The 14,820-nt window shown below is 57.6% G+C and carries 21 protein-coding genes; 16 read left to right on the top strand and 5 right to left on the bottom strand.

Annotation, left to right across the window (positions count from 1 at the left end; all coding sequences use genetic code 11):
• Window position 1: 1 nt before the first annotated feature.
• From ACI77I_RS21760 to ACI77I_RS21735, 6 genes are read left to right on the top strand one after another with little or no spacing between them, the layout of a single operon-like run.
• The gene (locus ACI77I_RS21760; protein WP_406998383.1) at window positions 2–223 is read left to right on the top strand and encodes a helix-turn-helix transcriptional regulator; all 222 of its coding nucleotides are present in this window, start codon (window positions 2–4) and stop codon (window positions 221–223) included.
• Window positions 220–597 (top strand): virulence-associated protein E, encoded by a 378-nt coding sequence (locus ACI77I_RS21755; RefSeq protein ID WP_406998382.1) that lies wholly within the window; start codon window positions 220–222, stop codon window positions 595–597. The genes ACI77I_RS21760 and ACI77I_RS21755 overlap by 4 nt, the downstream gene beginning before the upstream one ends.
• On the top strand, window positions 594–2,144 hold the full coding sequence (locus ACI77I_RS21750; RefSeq protein ID WP_406998381.1) for a DUF3631 domain-containing protein: 1,551 nt from the start codon (window positions 594–596) through the stop codon (window positions 2,142–2,144). Before ACI77I_RS21755 ends, ACI77I_RS21750 begins: the two co-directional genes overlap by 4 nt.
• Before the next feature lie 34 nt (window positions 2,145–2,178).
• Window positions 2,179–2,556 carry a hypothetical protein gene (locus ACI77I_RS21745; protein ID WP_406998380.1) on the top strand — a complete coding sequence of 126 codons (378 nt, stop codon included), beginning with the start codon at window positions 2,179–2,181 and terminating at the stop codon, window positions 2,554–2,556.
• Window positions 2,553–2,846, top strand: a complete 294-nt coding sequence (locus tag ACI77I_RS21740) for a hypothetical protein (protein WP_406998379.1) — start codon at window positions 2,553–2,555, stop codon at window positions 2,844–2,846. The genes ACI77I_RS21745 and ACI77I_RS21740 overlap by 4 nt, the downstream gene beginning before the upstream one ends.
• Window positions 2,843–3,259: a DUF927 domain-containing protein gene (locus tag ACI77I_RS21735; protein WP_406998378.1), complete on the top strand. Its 417-nt coding sequence runs from the start codon at window positions 2,843–2,845 to the stop codon at window positions 3,257–3,259. The genes ACI77I_RS21740 and ACI77I_RS21735 overlap by 4 nt, the downstream gene beginning before the upstream one ends.
• 92 nt (window positions 3,260–3,351) lie before the next feature.
• Here the strand turns inward: ACI77I_RS21735 and ACI77I_RS21730 are convergent, their stop codons facing one another.
• The gene (locus ACI77I_RS21730) at window positions 3,352–3,606 is read right to left on the bottom strand and encodes an ogr/Delta-like zinc finger family protein (protein WP_406998377.1); all 255 of its coding nucleotides are present in this window, start codon (window positions 3,604–3,606) and stop codon (window positions 3,352–3,354) included.
• A 143-nt stretch (window positions 3,607–3,749) separates the two neighbouring features.
• Here ACI77I_RS21730 and ACI77I_RS21725 point away from each other — a divergent pair, with 143 nt between their 5' ends.
• The 10 genes from ACI77I_RS21725 to pgeF all read left to right on the top strand — a co-directional run bounded on the left by ACI77I_RS21725 (window position 3,750) and on the right by pgeF (window position 11,956).
• Window positions 3,750–4,757: a phage major capsid protein, P2 family gene (locus ACI77I_RS21725; protein ID WP_406998376.1), complete on the top strand. Its 1,008-nt coding sequence runs from the start codon at window positions 3,750–3,752 to the stop codon at window positions 4,755–4,757.
• A 55-nt stretch (window positions 4,758–4,812) separates the two neighbouring features.
• Window positions 4,813–5,538 (top strand): hypothetical protein, encoded by a 726-nt coding sequence (locus tag ACI77I_RS21720; protein WP_406998375.1) that lies wholly within the window; start codon window positions 4,813–4,815, stop codon window positions 5,536–5,538.
• 79 nt (window positions 5,539–5,617) lie between these two features.
• Window positions 5,618–5,800: a helix-turn-helix transcriptional regulator gene (locus tag ACI77I_RS21715; protein WP_406998394.1), complete on the top strand. Its 183-nt coding sequence runs from the start codon at window positions 5,618–5,620 to the stop codon at window positions 5,798–5,800.
• A gap of 185 nt (window positions 5,801–5,985) precedes the next feature.
• A complete protein-coding gene (locus tag ACI77I_RS21710; protein WP_406998374.1) occupies window positions 5,986–6,420 on the top strand; it encodes a hypothetical protein in 435 nt (144 codons plus the stop codon).
• A gap of 58 nt (window positions 6,421–6,478) precedes the next feature.
• A complete protein-coding gene (locus ACI77I_RS21705; protein ID WP_406998373.1) occupies window positions 6,479–6,718 on the top strand; it encodes a hypothetical protein in 240 nt (79 codons plus the stop codon).
• Window positions 6,719–7,066: 348 nt separating this feature from the next.
• On the top strand, window positions 7,067–7,633 hold the full coding sequence (locus ACI77I_RS21700; protein WP_242154248.1) for a GNAT family N-acetyltransferase: 567 nt from the start codon (window positions 7,067–7,069) through the stop codon (window positions 7,631–7,633).
• Window positions 7,630–8,463, top strand: coding sequence for an EamA family transporter (locus ACI77I_RS21695; protein WP_406998372.1), 834 nt, complete (start codon window positions 7,630–7,632; stop codon window positions 8,461–8,463). The genes ACI77I_RS21700 and ACI77I_RS21695 overlap by 4 nt, the downstream gene beginning before the upstream one ends.
• 101 nt (window positions 8,464–8,564) lie before the next feature.
• Window positions 8,565–9,344, top strand: a complete 780-nt coding sequence (locus ACI77I_RS21690) for a PhzF family phenazine biosynthesis protein (protein ID WP_406998371.1) — start codon at window positions 8,565–8,567, stop codon at window positions 9,342–9,344.
• 36 nt (window positions 9,345–9,380) lie between these two features.
• Window positions 9,381–11,210, top strand: a complete 1,830-nt coding sequence (ggt, locus tag ACI77I_RS21685) for a gamma-glutamyltransferase (RefSeq protein ID WP_406998370.1) — start codon at window positions 9,381–9,383, stop codon at window positions 11,208–11,210.
• Window positions 11,211–11,233: 23 nt separating this feature from the next.
• Window positions 11,234–11,956: a peptidoglycan editing factor PgeF gene (gene pgeF, locus ACI77I_RS21680; RefSeq protein ID WP_406998369.1), complete on the top strand. Its 723-nt coding sequence runs from the start codon at window positions 11,234–11,236 to the stop codon at window positions 11,954–11,956.
• 101 nt (window positions 11,957–12,057) lie between these two features.
• Here pgeF and ddlA read toward each other — a convergent pair whose 3' ends face one another.
• From ddlA to ACI77I_RS21660, 4 genes are read right to left on the bottom strand one after another with little or no spacing between them, the layout of a single operon-like run.
• A complete protein-coding gene (gene ddlA / locus ACI77I_RS21675; protein WP_406998368.1) occupies window positions 12,058–13,152 on the bottom strand; it encodes a D-alanine--D-alanine ligase in 1,095 nt (364 codons plus the stop codon).
• A 44-nt stretch (window positions 13,153–13,196) separates the two neighbouring features.
• Window positions 13,197–13,832 (bottom strand): LysE family transporter, encoded by a 636-nt coding sequence (locus tag ACI77I_RS21670; RefSeq protein WP_094948866.1) that lies wholly within the window; start codon window positions 13,830–13,832, stop codon window positions 13,197–13,199.
• 29 nt (window positions 13,833–13,861) lie between these two features.
• Window positions 13,862–14,080, bottom strand: a complete 219-nt coding sequence (locus ACI77I_RS21665) for a helix-turn-helix transcriptional regulator (RefSeq protein ID WP_094948865.1) — start codon at window positions 14,078–14,080, stop codon at window positions 13,862–13,864.
• Window positions 14,081–14,087: 7 nt separating this feature from the next.
• On the bottom strand, window positions 14,088–14,651 hold the full coding sequence (locus ACI77I_RS21660) for a DUF2975 domain-containing protein (protein ID WP_094948864.1): 564 nt from the start codon (window positions 14,649–14,651) through the stop codon (window positions 14,088–14,090).
• Between the last annotated feature and the right edge of the window lie 169 nt (window positions 14,652–14,820).

Raw genomic sequence — 14,820 nt, 5'->3', positions numbered from 1 at the left:
CATGAAAAGGCCCGCCAAGCCCCGTCCTCCGCCTGAGCCTGTATGGGCGACGGCCAAGCAGATGTGGACTCGATATCAAATCAGCCGCGCCACCTGGTGGCGCATTTCCAAGATCGCTGGTTTTCCAAAACCCTTGCACCTTGGCCGTGCGGTGCGCTGGAACGTCGAGGCCGTGGACAAATACCTCATGCGCAAGAAAACCAAATCGGGGATCAGGAAATGACGCCCATCGACAGCGTTTTGAATCGTCTTGACCAGGTGAAGATCAATGGAAAGGGCCGCTGGAAAGCCTGCTGTCCCGCTCACGCTGACAAGTCGCCCAGCCTAGGCATTACCGAGACTTCAGACGGCACCGTCCTGCTCAAGTGCTGGGTGGGGTGCAGTGCCTTGGACATTACCCAAGCCATCGGCCTGGAGCTGCGCGACCTGTTCCCTGGTGAAAAGCGTGAGCGCCGTGGCCCCAGTCCAGCGGCTGTCCGACATGAACGCCTGATCTACCAGATCGGCAAAAACCTGAATGACCAAGGAACTGAAATGAGCCCCGCTGACCTGGAGCGCTTCAACCTCGCCAAACAACGCCTGGGGGTCGAAGAATGACTACTCCAGATCGTTTCGCCGATCAGTGGGCCACCACTGACAAAGTGGGTGACGCCGTTAAGAAACTCGGTAGCGATGCCGGGGCGCTGTATGAGCCCGGCATCCTGTCTCTGTTGCAAAAAATGCGCAAAAACGAGCCGTCGATCTTCGCCCGTCTTCGCGCCAAGGTGAAGGACACCAAGCAGGTCAGCATGGCCGAGTTCGACCGTCTGACGGCGGTGTCTGAGGATGAAGAAGACGCGGCCCACAATGACATTTTTGGCGAGATCGAACCCTGGCCCAAGCCGGTCAGTGGCGAAGAGCTGCTCGATGACATTGCCAATACCATGAAACGGTATGTCGCGGCAGACAAGGAAACCATCCGTGCGGCTGCGCTTTGGGTGACCTTCACCTGGCTGATCGACGTGGTGCAAATAGCTCCGATTGCCAACATCACCGCGCCGGAGAAACGCTGTGGCAAGTCCATCCTGTTAACAGTCCTGGGCAGGCTCGCTTACCGACCGTTGCAAGTTGCGAACATCGCTCCAGCGGCGCTGTATCGGGCTATTGAGTTGTGGGCACCGACCTTGCTGATTGACGAGGTGGACGCCTTCCTGGCGGCGCACGATGACGCCAGGGGAATCCTCAACGCCGGGTTTACCCGAGACAGCGCCTCGGTCATTCGGTGTGTAGGTGATGACCACATGCCAACCCGCTTCAACGTGTGGGGTGCTAAGGCGTTGTGCGGCATTGGCAAGATCGCTGACACCCTGGCCGACCGTAGCATTCCCCTGCGCCTGCGTCGGCGGGTTGCAGGCGAGACTGTGGAGCGTCTACGCCATTCTGACCCGACCATCTGGATGCGGCTACAAGCGAAGCTGGCCCGCTTCGCTGCTGATAACGGCGCAGTTATCGGCGATGCACGCCCTGACCCTATCCAAGGGCTTAACGACCGTGCAAACGACTGCTGGGAGCCGCTGCTGGCTATTGCCGATGTTGCCGGTGGGCATTGGCCTAAGTCCGCACGACTAGCGGCGACTGTGCTGCATGGCCTGGAGGGTGATACGCCGAGTATCGGTATCGAATTGCTCCAGGACGTGAAAGCCATGTTCGTTGAAAAACGGGTAATCAAGATTTTCAGTTCTGAACTGCTGGATGCCTTGATTGCTGACGACGAAGCGCCCTGGGCCACCTGGAACCGTGGCAAGCCGATGTCGCCACGTCAACTATCGGGAAAACTGACAGAGTTTGGTATCAAGTCGAAACAGATCCGTATCAATTTCGACTCCAAGAAGGGCTATCAAATCGAGGACTTTAAGGACTCCTTTACCCGCTACCTTTCGGCCAGCCCCCCCTCTCTATCCGAAACATCGAAACAAGCCACGGATTACGTGGCCTCCAGCGTTTCGCAAGGCATTTTACCCACCCCCGCAAAAACCCCTTGCGAAACGCTACAGCCCAGTAACGGCGCGGGTTGTTTCGATGTTTCGGATAGAACACCCCCCCTTGGCGGGGACAGAGGAAATAAGGGCAAAAACGGCGCTGTTTCGCATGAGGAATTCCTGTGATGAATTTGAGCAAAGTAGGTGAAGGAGCGCGGTCATGATCGGCATTCCAAAGACAGGCACCCTGGAGAAGGGACGCATCAGTGCCAACGTGACTAGCGGCTACCAGTTCACCACTGTTGACGGTCGTCCGGCGCGATTGGCGATCATCGACGACCAGGGCAACGTGGTCGAGTCAGGCGATGCCGTAGCCCGCGAGGCGTGGAACGTGTGCATCGCAGTGGTCAAGAATTTCAAGATCGGTCAGGGCCATATCGTGGTGCATAGCGCTCCGCCTGGATTGCCTAGGTCGTTGAGCGCGTCGGCCAAGGCAGTGGCCTCCAAAGTTGTAGCGGCTAAAACACCCCCCTTTAGCGGGGAAGGGGGAAACAAGGGCAGTAAAGGCACCGTTGTGCATAAGGAGAGTTTGTCATGAGTTCGCATCTGAGCTACCTGCATGAACACGGTTTCAGCGTCCGGGCAGAGGGTCGAAACATCATCGTCGCGCCTGCATCGAATCTGACAGCTTTAATCCGGTTGTGGGTCAAAGGCCATCGTTCGGAACTGTTGGCCGAGCTGGAAGCCGGAGATGGTCTGGAGCGACGTTGCTGCTGGAGGGTGTACCTGAGTGGCAAACTCGTTTGCAACATGATTAGCGAACCCATCACCCAAGCCGAGGCAATGAAAGCGGTTAGCCGTTGGCCGACAGCGGAGGTACGGGCATGAGCCTACATCTCGACAGCCTAGAGGCCTGGAACGACTTGCAAAAGCTTCAGCGTCCACGCTTCGCCGTCTACGACCAGGAGGAAACCGTAGAGGGAATGCACTACCGCCCTGGCACCTGGTATCACGGCATCAGGCAGAGTAGTCGGGATGGAAAATTCACCCTGTTCGATCATTGGATATGCGGCCCACTGCACATGGCGGCTAAAGCCGTGAACGACGAAGACGGTAAACGCGGGCGGTTGCTTCGCTTCAGTCACCGGGAACGCGCTATTGAGTGGGTGATGCCAAACGCAATGCTGATAAGCCGAAGCGGTAACGTGCTCAAGGCGCTGCTACGACAAGGCTTGGCAGTCGAATACCAGCATCGCCGACAGGTCGTGGCCTACCTTCGTAGCCTTCCCGCGCCTGATTGACCGATTGACCTGAATAAAAAGCCCCGCTCGGTGTTTGTCCAGCGGGGCTTTTTTATGGGTGTAAGTTTTTAGATGACTTTCTTTATAAGTTGTTAAAGCATGTCTAGCTGCTCAAGTAGTTGCTTTTGCTGTTCGCCAGTAAGTTTTGATATTCGATCAAGTATCGTTTCTTCTGCTGGCAGGATCTTGGAGGGCTTAAGCGTGTGCGAGAAGCTAAGTTCTGAAACAAAGCTGTGTGCGCAATTTGGTTCAAGGCATATGCAATAAAGCTTTGCGTAACTCGACGACTCTTTTTCAGCTCTGGAGATGTGTGCTTTGTTGCCACAATACCTACAGTTAATTCGCATTAAGCAAGCCTCTGAAAGACATATAAATACATTGCATTGTGTTAATATTAACATGTGGGCAAGGCATGTTGTGCAACTTCATTCTCGCCAAGCTTGTAGCAAGTTACCGCCTCTAACCTCAACTCCGACAATAGGGATTTCCAATGAGCAACAATAACGGCAATGCAAAGTTTTCAATCTTAAAGCAGGCTTACGCCAAGGTTTATAAAGCGCCCGAAGGGGCTCGTTCTTTTGCTGTCGAACCCAGTGCAGCCCAATCACTCAATGAAAAGATCACGGCAAAATCCGACTTTCTAGAACGCATCAACATTGTTCCGGTCAGTGAGATCAAAGGTGAAAAAGTCATGTTCGGGGTAACTGGCCCTGTAACCAGCCGAACTGATGTCAAAACTAAAGACCGTGAAGTAAAAGACTTTTCCAGCCTGGAAAACAATACTTACGAACTGTCGCCTACCGAGTCCGATGTTAGCCTGCCATACGTCAAGCTTGATGCCTGGGCCAAGTTCCCGGACTTCCACAAGCGCTATTCCGACGCCGTGCAGAAGCAGATCGCCTTAGATCGCATGATGATTGGGTTTCGTGGCACACATGCTGCCGCACAGACCGATATTGAAGCCTTTCCCATGCTTGAAGATGTAAACAAAGGCTGGTTGCAACAGGCCCGTGAGCAGGTGCCAGGTCAGGTGCTCAGCCAGGGTCTAGAGGCTGGCAAAATTCGCCTGGGTGAAGGCGGCGACTATGCCAACCTGGACGCCCTCGTATATGACGTAACGCGAGCGATTGACGACAACTTGCGCGATGGTGGCGATCTGATCGCGATCATTGGCTCTGACCTCCTGGCTCACGATAAGGCCGTGCTATACGCCAAGCAGGCGGGGACACCGACCGAGAAAGAGCGCATTGAAAGTGCGCAGGTCGTAAGCACCTATGGCGGCGTACCGAGCTTCAGCGTGCCGCACTTTCCGGTTAATGCCGTACTGGTCACCAGTTGGGACAATCTGTCGATCTACTTCCAAGACTCCAGTTGGCGCGTAATCATGCTGGAAAACCCGAAACGTAACCGCGTCGAAGATTACAACAGTCGGAACGAAGGCTATGTAGTTGAGCAATTTGCAAAACTCGCCATGGCTGAGAACGTAGAACTGGTGTGATGAGCCTCGCACCAGGGCGCAAGTAGCACAACTTAACTGACCAAGGAATAACGACATGCAACTGAACACTATTGATCCGGAAAAACTGAGCCCTGAGTTACAGGAAAGATTAGCTTCTTTCGAAGTCAACAGAGACGCTTATGTTGCTCTGCAAAATAAGTACACCGAAGTAGTGCAAGAGAACCAGCGCCTAACGCAGCAGGCCGCAAAACTTGAAACTCAGGCCAGTCTCACAGACGCCTCCTGGAATTCAATGGCCAAGTCAGGCACCATCGAGCAGAGCAAAATCAACGAAGAAATTGAACGCAGTGCGCAGCTGAGGAAGGACGCTCAGGCATTGCGCTTCACCGCCGAAGCGCGAACCGGTATCCCAAACAACTTGATTATTCAAGTAGCCGAAGCGCGCTTGAAGTTGGTGGGCGTTCCAGCTTCGATCAACAAACTATTTCAACAGGATCTGTTGGCACAGGCGTTAAAGCAGGGTGGCACTCTCGAAATTCTGTTGGAGTTGTTCACCTTATCCCACGCCGTACTGCTCAAAAGTCTTGGCGAACATGAGGTGGTGCTCTCTCGCTGTAACAGCCAGCACGAACGACAAGTGAAAATCCAAGAACTCACCTGGATTGCTCTCGGGAAAAAACTTGAGCAGTTATTTGATGGGGCCGAGAAAGAAACACAGGCTCCAACACTGGCAGCGATGCCTCCTACCGTGCCGAAAGAAGCAGCCGTAGATAACACTGCTGCTCTTCTGAAACTTAAGCGCACAATCGCCGCGTCCTGAGACTCAGCGACCAGTCAGTTTAGGAGTCTCGCATAGGCTCAGATCGTAGGAGCCCAACGTGAGTAAGCTGGATCGTTTCATGCGGGAAAGGGACGTGCTCGATGTCACCTCCCTTTCGCGAACCACCCTCTGGCGAGTGATGAAAAGCGGACAGTTCCCTAGACCTGTCCGCATCTCACCAGGGCGTGTCGGATGGCGTGAATCAACAATCATTGCCTGGCAGGAAAACCCTGCTGAGTGGTGCCCAACCAAGGCCGTGTGAGCGGCCTCACTCCTCTTCCTTCTCTCTGCCACCCCACCTGCAAAACTTTGCCGGTTCCGGGGACTTTCAAAAAAGCTGTTTTCAGGTTTTTCGCCTTATAAACCGGGGCTTTCAGGGCTTTCACCAACATCCCCCTCCGTGCGTTACCAGCGGCACTTCCGTGTGTTTTTTTGATTTCCCTCTGAATGAGCGAAAGCTGGGTTTTTTACAACACCACCCCCAGCGCGCTCACGCAAAGAAATGAAATTCACGACACCCTGTCAAATTGGCTGAAAGCCCTGCTCCACATGGCGCGCACGCTTTTCATCCACTCCAGCCGAATCACGAGTTCAACCCCAAAAAACAAGCCATGCACTTTGAGAAAACTCCGCCGCACCCTTAATGCCATTGGGTTTGGTGGCCTGAAACGTAGCCAGGAACGACCAGTCGCCAGTGCAATGGCTTGTCATTTTTCTTCAAAACGTTGCACAAAGTGCAATGGCCCATCAGCTGCCAAGCCCCGCAGCGGGCCTGGGCTGGAGCCTTGTTTGCACTACCTGCGAATTTGCACAAAAAATTCACGCGAAGCCCGTCGGCGGGAGGGGGATAAGTGCTTTTTCGTTCAGATTTTTTTCGGCTGAAGATTTTTTCTTGATGTGGCTCAATGGGTTTTAGTCATCCGCATATCAAGGAGCTGCGATGTCCCGCTACACGTTTGAAGAGAAGAGCCAAATGCGAGAGCACGCCAAAGCACTCATTAACGAGGTCGGGGTAAGCGCCTCAATGGAAGATCTCAATGAGCACTACGAATATGCGTCAGTGTTGATAGCCACGCTGCCATCCGATGGGGTTTGCACGGACGAAGAAGCGACCGAGTGGAAGTTTCAACTGGGCACAGCACAGGCCCAAGCTACCGAACGACTTGAGAGTCTGAGTTAATTGAAGATCGTCCTACCTACGCCAATGGGGCGTGGCGCTACGTGAAATCTGAAATGCTGCCTGACCTTGGTCCCTGCGCTTTGCACCGAGGAGCGCTTTGTTACTCATGAGGGCTGGCCAGCCAAGGTAGCAAAAGATGGCCCAGCAGCGAGCACCGTGTATCCCCCCATGTATCCCAAAAAGTAGCAATCCAAACAAAACCTTTTAAATACAGTAGCTTTAATATCTAGTTCAAATGACTGTGTAGCCACCAAGTACTAAAAACGGCTTACCGAAAGGTAGGCCGTTTTTTTATGCCTGAAGAAAAGCCCTGAGGCATACTCGCCCCCATCCACAAGGAGGCGATACGTGAACCCCCACTTCCCCACCCACGGCATCACCACCGAACGGCTGTCGCTGCAAGCCGCTCGCCCGTCTCACGCTGGCGCTCTGCAAACGTATCTGCTGCGAAACCGCGCTTACCTTCAACCCTGGGAACCCACGCACGGCGATGACTTCTTCGAACTCGACGCCATCACCCAACGCCTCAAAACCATGGCCGAGAAAACCGCCAGCGGCGAAGCGCTGCATCTGCTGATACTGCACGACGGCACAGTCATCGGCGTCTGCAACTTCACCAACGTCGTGCGCGGTGCATTTGAAGCCTGTCACTTGGGCTACGCGCTCGACGAATCTGCCCAGGGCCAGGGGCTGATGCACGAAGCGCTGAAAGCCGCGATTGCCCATGTGTTCGATGACATGAAACTGCATCGAATCATGGCCAACTACCGGCCTGAAAATGAACGCAGTGCGCGTCTGCTCAAACGGCTAGGGTTTGAGCGCGAGGGTGAGGCGCGGGCCTATCTCAAGATCAATGGCGTGTGGGCGGACCATGTGCTGACGGCGCTGATCAACGGCGCAAGCCACGCCTCATGAGCCTCCACGTATTCGCCATTATCATGCTGGGCGCCGCGCTCCACGCCACCTGGAATGCGGTGGTCAAAGGTGGCGTCGACAAGCTGTTGACCACCTGCCTGATTGCGTCCGTCGCCTCGTTGATCGCGTTGGCGGCCATCCCGTTTCTGGCGCTGCCGGCGCCAGAAAGCTGGCCGTTCATCGGCGCGTCGGTGATTCTCCAAGTGCTGTATTTCGTGCTGGTCGCCTCGACATACCGCATTGCCGACATGAGCCAGACCTACCCGATCATGCGCGGCACCGCGCCGTTGGTGGTGGCGACGGTGAGTGTGTTTGTGTTGGCGGAGCCATTGTCGGCATTTGCCTGGCTCGGCATTGCGGTGATCTCTCTGGGCATCTTGAGCATGGCTGTAGCGCCGTTATCAGGACAGCGAAAAGGCTTGATTCTGGCGCTGATCAACGCGGGGGTGATCGCCAGCTACACCCTTATCGACGGCTTGGGCGTGCGCAAGTCCGGCGCGCCGGTGGCCTATACACTGTGGATCTTCCTGCTGACCGGCATTCCGCTTGCCGCATGGGCTTTAGCGGCCCGGCGCGGCGTGTTCCGTGACTACGTAAGCCGTAACTGGCGCCTGGGCATCGTCGGCGGTGTGGGCACGATAGCGTCTTATGGTCTGGCGCTTTGGGCCATGACCGCTGCCCCCATCGCCACCGTTTCAGCGCTGCGGGAAACGTCGATCCTGTTCGGCGTGGGGATTTCGGCATGGGTGCTGAAAGAGCATCTGACCCGCGCTCGCATTGTTGCCGCATGTGTCATTGCCGCCGGGGCGATGCTGTTGCGCCTGGGCTGAGCAGGCCAGGGGGCGTGCGCTCAAAAAAACTGCGTATCTGTATTTTGACGCCCTCCTGACCCACTGTTAGTGTCCAGCCTCCACAAGACGGAGTGCCCCCGATGAAATTGGACATCTACCAAGTCGACGCTTTCAGCCAACATCCTTTCGGTGGCAACCCGGCAGCCGTCTGCCCGCTGACCGATTGGCTGCCCGACGCACAACTGCAAGACATCGCCGCGGAAAACAACCTCTCCGAAACCGCCTATTTCGTGCCCCGTGGCGATTTCTATGAGTTGCGCTGGTTCACCCCGCAAGTCGAAGTGGACCTGTGCGGCCATGCCACGTTGGCAGCGGCGTGGGTGCTGATTCATCAACTGGCGGACGCACCTGAAGTGTTGCGCTTTGCCACCCGCAGCGGCGAGCTTCGCGTGACGCGCAATGGCGACGAACTGGCGATGGATTTCCCGGCTAAACAGCCTCAGCGCTGCGAGCCGCCCAGTGGACTGTTGAGCGCATTAGGGATTGAGCACGCCGAGGTGTTTGCCACCGATGACTACATCGTGCTGGTCGACGATGAGGCTCAAATCGCCGCCCTGACGCCAGACTTCGCGCGCCTCAAGGGCCTGCCCAAACGCGGGATCGCGGTGACGGCCAAAAGCACGCAGTTTGATTTTGTTTCGCGCTGGTTCGGCCCGAACGTGGGCGTCGATGAAGACCCGGTCACCGGCTCCGCACACACCTCGCTGGCACCTTTCTGGGCTGAGCGTTTGGGCAAGTCGCAATTGACTGCTGAACAAGGCGGCAAGCGCCGTGGGCAACTGCGTTGCGAGCTCAAGGGCGACCGCGTGATCATCTCGGGCCATGCGGTGCTCTACCTGCAAGGCGTGATTTACCTGTAAAAAGTACCACCCCAAGGACAACAGATCATTCTCAAAATGAACGGAGTTCAGCGCGTGTTTTTGATTTCCCGCCGTCAACTGTCAGTGATAGCCGCAGCCCTCGCCCTGGCCGGCTGTCACACCCCCGTCAATGAACAGCCGCCGGCACCGGAGTTGGGCTCGGGTTACCGCACCGACCTCACCACCCGCCACGCCGAGCGCCATATGGCCGCCGCCGCCAACCCACTGGCCGCCGAAGCCGGGCGCGAGATGTTGCGCCAAGGCGGTTCGGCAATTGATGCAGCGATTGCCATGCAGGCCGTACTGACGCTGGTGGAGCCGCAGTCTTCCGGCATTGGCGGCGGCGCGTTCATCATGCTGTGGGATGGCAAAAAAGTGCACGCCTATGACGGCCGCGAAACCGCCCCAGCCGGCGCAACTGAGCGCTTGTTCCTAAAAGCGGACGGCACGCCGATGGCGTTTCCCGAGGCGCAGATTGGCGGGCGGTCGGTCGGCACACCGGGGGTATTGCGTGCGCTGGAAATGGCGCACAAGAAGACCGGGCACCTGCAATGGGCCAAGCTGTTTGAACCGGCGATTCGTTTGTCAGAGCAAGGCTTCGCGATTTCGCCGCGCCTGCACGCGTTGATCGCGGCTGACCGTTACATCGCGCAATCACCCGAGATGGCGGCGTATTTTCTGAATGCCGACGGCACGCCTAAAGCCACCGGCACCCTGTTGAAAAACCCGGCGTTGGCCGCTGTGTTCAAGCGCATCGCCAAGGAAGGACCGGACGCGCTGTATCACGGGCCGATTGCTGATGAGATCGCGCGTAAGGTCCAAGGCAACCGCAATGCGGGCAGCCTGTCACAGGCCGACCTCAAGGCCTACACCGCCAAGGAACGCACGCCGCTGTGCACCGACTACAAGCAGTATCAGGTGTGCGGCATGCCACCGCCGTCGTCGGGTGGGATTGCAATCGCACAGATCCTCGGCACATTGCAGGCAGTGGAAGCCCGCGACCCACGCCAGGCCATAGCGCCGATGAAACCGATTAAAAGCGCATCGCCCGCAGGGCTTGAACCCACACCCGAAGCCGTGCACCTGCTTGCCGAGGCGGGTCGCCTGGCGTTCGCAGACCGTGGGCTGTACGTGGCCGATGCCGACTTCGTGCCGGTGCCGACCGCTGGCCTCGTCGCCCCAGACTACCTGGCCAAGCGCGCTGCGCTGATCGGCGAACGCAGCATGGGCATCGCCAAACCAGGCCAGCCTGTGGGCATTCAGGTGGCCTACGCGCCGGACCGCTCGCCGTTGCGCATCTCCACCTCGCAAGTGGTGGCGGTGGATGACCTGGGCGGCGCCGTGTCGATGACCACCACGGTGGAAGCGGCATTCGGTTCGCATGTGATGGTCCAGGGCTTTTTGCTCAACAACCAGATGACCGACTTCTCGTTCATCCCTGAAGAAAACGGCCAGCCGGTGGCCAACCGCGTCGAGCCCGGCAAACGCCCACGCTCGGCCATGGCACCGACCTTGGTGTTCGACCGCAAGAGCGGCGAGTTGCTGGCCACCGTGGGCTCACCGGGCGGCTCGCAGATCATTGAGTACGTGAGCAAATCCCTGGTGGCGATGCTCGATTGGAAGCTCGACCCGCAAGCGGCCATCAGCCTGCCCAACTTTGGTAGCCGCAACGGTGCGACCGAGCTGGAAGCAGGGTTGTTCAGCCCCGAGTTGAAACAGGCACTGAGGGACAAGGGCCATGCGTTGAGTGAGATCGATATGACCAGCGGCATCCAGGCCATTGTTCGCACACGCGATGCTCAGGGTAAGGTGTCGCTGAGCGGCGGCGCGGATCCTCGGCGTGAAGGCGAAGCGGTCGGCGACTGACTTTATTGAGCGGAGAGAGCCCCTTGCAACAGGCAAACAATCTCGGCGCCCTCCCCGGCGTCGATCATGGTTTTTGTTCGATCGATGATCCATTGCGACCGGATGAGGTGTTCATCTGCAAGCAGGTGCACAGTGCGACGGTGATCGAATGGCAGCCTGATCAGGTGGCCAATACCGTTGAGGCCGATGGCGTGCTCACTCGCGCGCACCCGCCAATCGCAGTGATTACCGCTGATTGCTTGCCCATTCTTATTGCCGCGAAAAGTGGTGAAATGGTTGCCGCCGTGCATGGCGGCTGGAAGGGGTTGCAAAGCGGAATTATCGCCAACGCCGTGCAGCAATTTACCGCCGAGGGCATTGCCGTTGACCAGTTGCAGGTCGCTATCGGGCCGTCGATCAAACCGTGCTGTTACGAGGTGAGCGAAGGGTTTATCACCCAGTTTCAGACGGACCAAGGCCACTTGTGGCGTGACGGACAAGCGCCGTGGCGCTTCGAGCAGCCGGCACCACGGCTGGCGCCGCAGATTGCACCGCCGCATGCGCGGCAGACGGGAAGTGCGTGGTTTGATTTGAGTGGATACGGGGTGATGCTGCTGCAAGCGGCGGGAGTTAAGCGTGAGCAGATCGAAGTCAGTGAGGTGTGCACTTACTGCACATCACCGACCTTCGCCAGCTACCGCAGGAGGACGCATCACCCGGAGGAGGCGAAGACGTTGATCTATTCGTGGATTGCTCGCAAAAACTAGAGAGCCTCTGTCCCCTATGGCTGGCAGGCTAACCGGCTTACTGTGGCGAGCGAGCTTGCCACAGTAAGTCGCGCGCCACAAAAGGTAGCGCGCCACAACAATCAGCGGCTTATCTTCAACCCCTTCCGCCCCGCATGCCGCTCCAGCGCCAGCTCAATCAACCGGCTTACCAGCTCGCTGTAACTCATCCCCGCCGCCTGCCACAGCTTGGGGTACACGCTGATGCGAGTGAAGCCAGGCAGTGAGTTGATTTCGTTAATCAGCACTTCGCCGTCGTCGGTGAGAAACACGTCGACCCGCGCCAGCCCGGCGCAACCCAACACCTCAAACGCTTCGATGGCGAGTTGGCGAATACGCTCGCTGGCCTCAACGCTGATATCGGCCGGCACCACCACTTGGGCGGCCTGGTCGTCGATGTATTTACTGTCGTAGGAATAGAAGCCGTTGCTCACCACGATTTCGCCGCAGCCGCTGGCGATGGGGTTGTCGTTGCCGAGCACGGCACATTCAATTTCGCGGCCTTGAACGGCGGATTCCACCAGCACTTTTTCATCAAAGCCCAGGGCCAGCTCGACGGCGGCGTGGTACTCGGCGGCGTCGGCGACTTTGCTCACGCCCACCGAGGAACCCTGATTGGCGGGTTTGACGAACATCGGCAAACCGAGTTTGTTCGCCGCAGCCTCAAAGGAGGTGCGCGCCGCGTTGCCACGGGTCAGCGTGATGAACGGGGTGACGGCAATGCCGGCATCGCGCAGCAGGCGTTTGCTGATGTCCTTGTCCATGCACACGGCCGAACCCAGTACGTCGGAGCCGACGAAAGGCAGGTCGGCCATGCGCAGCAGGCCTTGCAGGCAGCCGTCTTCACCGAGGGTGCCGTGGACAATAGGGAAAATCACATCGATGTGTTGCAGCAGGCCCTGCCCCGAGGTTTCCACCACTTGCTGGCTGGCCTTGCCCGGCACCACCGCCAGTTCGCGGTTGGACTGGTTGAGGGCGATCAGCGCCGGGTTTTCCTGGTTGATCAGGAAGTTCGAGGTGTCGTTGAGGTGCCAGTGGCCGGCCTTGTCGATGCCGATTAGCACGGGCTCGAAGCGCGAACGGTCCAGCGCATCGACAATATTGCGCGCCGATTGCAGCGAGACTTCGTGCTCGGCCGAACGGCCACCAAAAATAATACCTACCCGCACCTTGCTCATGACTCGGCCTCACTATTGAAAGTAAGGCTTCTTACCATGAGCGGTCAGCGATTCGCTACCAGATGTGCGCCAAACAACAGGTAGCAGCCACCGGCAAACCGGTCGAGCCACTTGCGTGAACGGCTGTAAAGATTGGCCATGCGCTCGCTGGAAAACACCAGGGCTACGCTGGTGTACCAGCTGAACGACAAGGTGGCCATGGTGATGACCGCCAGCGCCAACAACGTTGGCGACGGTGACGGCGGCATGGTCGAGGCGAAGGCCGTGGCAACGAACAGTGCGGCCTTGGGGTTGGACAAGTTGCCCAGCAAACCGAAGCGCCAGGCAGAGAACAGCGAGCGCTGGGGCTCGTCAGGCAATGCGGCTTGATTGATAGGAGCCGAACGCTTGAACAGTTTCAGCCCCAGGTAGATCAGGTAGCAGCCGCCGATGATCTTGAAGGCCAGATAGAGCATGGGCGCAGCGGTGAACAGCGACTTGATGCCCAAGCCGCCTGCCAGCCCCCATATCACCGTGCCCGTGGCCACCCCGGCGGACGCCACCACGCCATGACGACGCGAGCAACTCGCCGCCAGTTGGGCAGTGTTGAAGAAGTTCGGCCCCGGCGTCACCACCGCGACAGCCCAAAGCAGCCCCAGCGACAGCAACGGTGCTGCGTACGGCAAGTCGGAGAACAGCATGGGGCGTCCCTCTTCGTCAGTGGTTAAACCTATTCGGCCGCCGGCTCAGGCGTGTGCACCAACAAGTCGCCAGGCTGGCACTCCAGGTAGGCACATATAGCATCCAACGTGCCCAGCCGTATGCCCTTGACCTTGCCTTGTTTGAGCAACGACAGGTTCTGTTCGGTAATCCCTATGGCGGCCGCCAGGTCTTTGGATTTGACCTTGCGCCGGGCAAGCATAACGTCCAGTTCAATCACAATGGGCATTTCGATCTCAAACAAAAGTACGGTTTTCAGAATCCACTTCACTGGCCTGCCACAGGATACGCGCGATTACCGCGATACAGGCAGCGAGAAACAACGCGACGAAGCTTGGCGCGGTGACACTCAGCGTAATCAATCGCTGGCCGACCGGCTCATTCATCGTGACCCAGACACTGAGCAACGGCTCGCATAAAAAGTCCAGCAGCACCCATATCGCCACTGCTCGCCCAACTTTGCCCAGGTGCTGCGCCGCGGCACTGGAGAAGTACTCACCCCGAGCGTAATTGCGAAACAGTTGGCGCAGATGGTTCAAGCCTGACGCCAACGCCATCAATGGGATGGTGGAAAGCACAATGCCACCCGCCGTCTGCCACCACGGGAACAGCGCAACTTTAGCGGCGTGCGCCTCGATCAGACGGTCAGTCAAGGCAAAGCCAAACCCCAGGCCATCGGCGGAGGAACCCAGCACCGGAAACAGCCACACGGCAGTGTTAAGCACCAGCATAACGACAAGCAGCAAGAGGGTAAGCAGCGACATGCGCTGACTGAGCTGGGCCAGACGTTGGGTATTCATAAACAACCTCGGTGAGTGAGTGAGCGCACAAAATAATAGATTAATTATCGTAAAACAATCATTTTTTAACGCAAAGCAATGCGACCGTTAAAAAAGGCTCATCCAGATCACGCACAATCGTACAAGACCTCGGCAGACAACCCGCGCCAGACTGGGTTAACGTGTTTCC

The sequence above is a fragment of the Pseudomonas sp. D47 genome, assembly GCF_045447305.1.
Lineage (GTDB): Bacteria > Pseudomonadota > Gammaproteobacteria > Pseudomonadales > Pseudomonadaceae > Aquipseudomonas.
Note: the sequence above shows the minus strand (reverse complement) of the source record. Positions and strands in the feature narration are given on the sequence as shown.

Excerpts from the sequence above, each read along its gene's own strand:
- ACI77I_RS21705 (WP_406998373.1), top strand. The coding sequence starts at position 6,479 with ATGTCCCGCTACACGTTTGAAGAGAAGAGCCAAATGCGAGAGCACGCC.
- ACI77I_RS21720 (WP_406998375.1), top strand. The coding sequence starts at position 4,813 with ATGCAACTGAACACTATTGATCCGGAAAAACTGAGCCCTGAGTTACAG.
- ACI77I_RS21690 (WP_406998371.1), top strand. The coding sequence starts at position 8,565 with ATGAAATTGGACATCTACCAAGTCGACGCTTTCAGCCAACATCCTTTC.
- ACI77I_RS21750 (WP_406998381.1), top strand. The coding sequence starts at position 594 with ATGACTACTCCAGATCGTTTCGCCGATCAGTGGGCCACCACTGACAAA.
- ACI77I_RS21725 (WP_406998376.1), top strand. The coding sequence starts at position 3,750 with ATGAGCAACAATAACGGCAATGCAAAGTTTTCAATCTTAAAGCAGGCT.
- ACI77I_RS21710 (WP_406998374.1), top strand. The coding sequence starts at position 5,986 with ATGAGCGAAAGCTGGGTTTTTTACAACACCACCCCCAGCGCGCTCACG.
- ACI77I_RS21760 (WP_406998383.1), top strand. The coding sequence starts at position 2 with ATGAAAAGGCCCGCCAAGCCCCGTCCTCCGCCTGAGCCTGTATGGGCG.
- ACI77I_RS21755 (WP_406998382.1), top strand. The coding sequence starts at position 220 with ATGACGCCCATCGACAGCGTTTTGAATCGTCTTGACCAGGTGAAGATC.
- ACI77I_RS21660 (WP_094948864.1), bottom strand. The coding sequence starts at position 14,651 with ATGAATACCCAACGTCTGGCCCAGCTCAGTCAGCGCATGTCGCTGCTT.
- ACI77I_RS21735 (WP_406998378.1), top strand. The coding sequence starts at position 2,843 with ATGAGCCTACATCTCGACAGCCTAGAGGCCTGGAACGACTTGCAAAAG.
- ACI77I_RS21670 (WP_094948866.1), bottom strand. The coding sequence starts at position 13,832 with ATGCTGTTCTCCGACTTGCCGTACGCAGCACCGTTGCTGTCGCTGGGG.
- ACI77I_RS21715 (WP_406998394.1), top strand. The coding sequence starts at position 5,618 with ATGCGGGAAAGGGACGTGCTCGATGTCACCTCCCTTTCGCGAACCACC.
- ACI77I_RS21695 (WP_406998372.1), top strand. The coding sequence starts at position 7,630 with ATGAGCCTCCACGTATTCGCCATTATCATGCTGGGCGCCGCGCTCCAC.
- ACI77I_RS21730 (WP_406998377.1), bottom strand. The coding sequence starts at position 3,606 with ATGCGAATTAACTGTAGGTATTGTGGCAACAAAGCACACATCTCCAGA.
- ggt (WP_406998370.1), top strand. The coding sequence starts at position 9,381 with ATGAACGGAGTTCAGCGCGTGTTTTTGATTTCCCGCCGTCAACTGTCA.
- ddlA (WP_406998368.1), bottom strand. The coding sequence starts at position 13,152 with ATGAGCAAGGTGCGGGTAGGTATTATTTTTGGTGGCCGTTCGGCCGAG.
- ACI77I_RS21665 (WP_094948865.1), bottom strand. The coding sequence starts at position 14,080 with ATGCCCATTGTGATTGAACTGGACGTTATGCTTGCCCGGCGCAAGGTC.
- ACI77I_RS21745 (WP_406998380.1), top strand. The coding sequence starts at position 2,179 with ATGATCGGCATTCCAAAGACAGGCACCCTGGAGAAGGGACGCATCAGT.
- ACI77I_RS21740 (WP_406998379.1), top strand. The coding sequence starts at position 2,553 with ATGAGTTCGCATCTGAGCTACCTGCATGAACACGGTTTCAGCGTCCGG.